Origin of the sequence: Bacillus sp. AFS018417, from assembly GCF_002560985.1 — a bacterium.
Classification (GTDB): domain Bacteria; phylum Bacillota; class Bacilli; order Bacillales; family Bacillaceae_G; genus Bacillus_A; species Bacillus_A rhizoplanae.
This window is the reverse complement of the sequence record NZ_NTTM01000037.1, coordinates 1-2268: the sequence shown is the minus strand read 5'-3', so window position 1 is coordinate 2268 and position 2268 is coordinate 1. Positions and strand designations below refer to the sequence as shown.

The window sequence follows — 2268 nt, the reverse complement described above, 5'->3', positions numbered from 1 at the left end:
ATCTCTATTTGCCAACGTAGTGAGTAGATATCATGAACCTGTTCCATCGGAACAATTTCCCATGGTATGTTGGTAATATAAACGTTGATTTCTGTTAATCGTTTACTTTTTTCAGAGTATGTAACTCCTTTTTTCTTTTCAACATAGGTTTGCTGTTTCCTGCGTTTATGAATTTGAGTTGATGTGAGTCTGTATATTACAACTCGTGAGGGTAATTTTTGTTGTCCGATATAGGCATTTTGAAGTTCATAAGTATCTCCTGGTTTTATCTGATGCATAATATCTTCAAGGTTAAGTAAAACATACAAAGATTGTTTTTTTACTGTTCCATCCCGAAAGAATTCTGGAGATTCATTTTTTACGTATACTCTATTGTTTAATTTCAACCGTGAAACATAGAATACACCTCGTTGGTCCATCTGATCTAAATCTTTTAGAGAAAAGTATCCTAAATCTCGAATACATAAATCTCCTGGATGTAAGGTATCCAAACATTCTGTACCAAAGGGTTTATCATTATTTTTACCTGGTTCCATTTGAGCATTGAGGAATTTCCCACTATGTAAATCATACTCTAGCTGAATCTTAATACCAGCTGTTTGTGCACAGCCTCCTGAACCAGGATAAATAGGAGCCAAATGATTGGGTACTTGAAAAATAGTAGCATCTAAAATACGTATACGTTGAAAATAAGAAGTGTATTGGTTTGGGATTTGAGACGAATCGTTTAATTGGCTTTTGACTAAAAGGGAAAATACACGCTGTAGAAATAAAACAGCGTATCGGTTAAAACGTTGATTAAGTCCTTCTGGACTCATGAGTGTAGCTGTATTTGCATAAAGCTGACTACATAATCGAGTGAGAGAATCGCTTGCTACATGTTGACTAATCCAGATACATAAAGCAGCCAAATCTCGTGCGCCATACTTACTTTTACGTTTTACAAAACCGGTCTCCTGTGCGAGTTGTTGAAGAATATGTGGAGATAGATATCGCTGTAGTTCTTCAGCGAACAAATGAAACTCATCTTGAATCGAAAGACCCATAAAAAATGCCATCCTTTCTGTATATTTCTACAAAAAGAATAACGCTTTCTATGAATTATAGGTATAAATCCATCTTAGATTGATAGTAATATGGCGATACCCCTATAAGGAAATTGGATACTTATGTTAAAGTTATAGAGAAGATGGTGACATTATTTTAGGGGGCAAAACTATGATTGGAATATTAGCAGGGATGGGGCCGAAATCTACTGGGCCATTTGTAGACAAAGTCGTAGAACAGTGCCAAAAGATATATGGAGCAATAAATGACATTGATTTCCCACACATGATGATTTATTCATGTCCAACGCCTTTCTATATTGACAAACCTATCAACCATACGGACATGGAAATGGCAATTATCAATGGGGCTCGCAGACTTGAAAAAACAGATGTTGATTTTATTGCCATCCCATGTAATACGGCACATATCTATTTTAACCAAATTAAGAACTCAGTTTCAGTTCCCGTATTAAACATGATCGATGAAACAATAAAGGAAATACCAAAAAACTCAAAAAAGGTAGCTCTTTTAGCCACCAATCCAACGGTTCAATCAGGAATATTTCAAGATGCTTTAGTGAGGGAAGGTTATGATTTTTTACATCAAGATCATTGGCAAACCTGCCTGAATCAAATAATAGCAAAGATTAAACAAGGTCAAATCGATGAGCCGCTTCAATTATGGAATGAATTCTATTCAGAATTAGCTGAAACAATTGATACCGCCATCATTGCATGTACAGATTTAAATGTTGTTACAGATAAAAAATCTAATGATATTTCCTTTGTTGACTCATCAACATGCCTCGCTCAAGCCGTTGTACATAAATATTTATCATTAACGGACAGAGGTTAGTCTTTCCTATTAGATGATAGTTTTTTGTTCGTTACTTTTTCACTAGCTGGCGCTTTAATGGATCAATGAAAAAAGCCTAATTTCTTCGCATTAAATTGAGAAATTAGGCTTTTTAATATTGAAATTTCCTTAACGTTGTAAATCCGCATTTTTCTAACGCTACACCATATCCATCAACTTAAGAATTTTATAACGCCACCAAAACAAAAAAATATACATTTTTACCTGGAGATGTCAAATTTCTCGTTTTGGGGGTATTTGCTTTTCTTAGCTTGATGGGCATGTGGCGATACCCCACATCCATCAACTTAATGATTTAGACTATTTTTGAAGTTAAAAGCACGTTGGACTTATCCCCGTCAA

At 35.0% G+C, this 2268-nt stretch carries 2 protein-coding genes; one reads left to right on the top strand and one right to left on the bottom strand.

Annotated elements, in window-relative coordinates; all coding sequences use genetic code 11:
- Positions 1-1046, bottom strand: a 1046-nt coding sequence (locus CN326_RS15295; protein WP_098309865.1) for an IS4 family transposase, incomplete at its 3' end; no start/stop codon positions are given.
- A 172-nt stretch (positions 1047-1218) separates the two neighbouring features.
- On the opposite strand from CN326_RS15295, the gene CN326_RS15290 reads away from it, so the two are divergent.
- Complete coding sequence (locus tag CN326_RS15290) at positions 1219-1905, top strand: aspartate/glutamate racemase family protein (RefSeq protein WP_098309864.1); 687 nt, start codon at positions 1219-1221, stop codon at positions 1903-1905.
- Positions 1906-2268 lie beyond the last annotated feature (363 nt).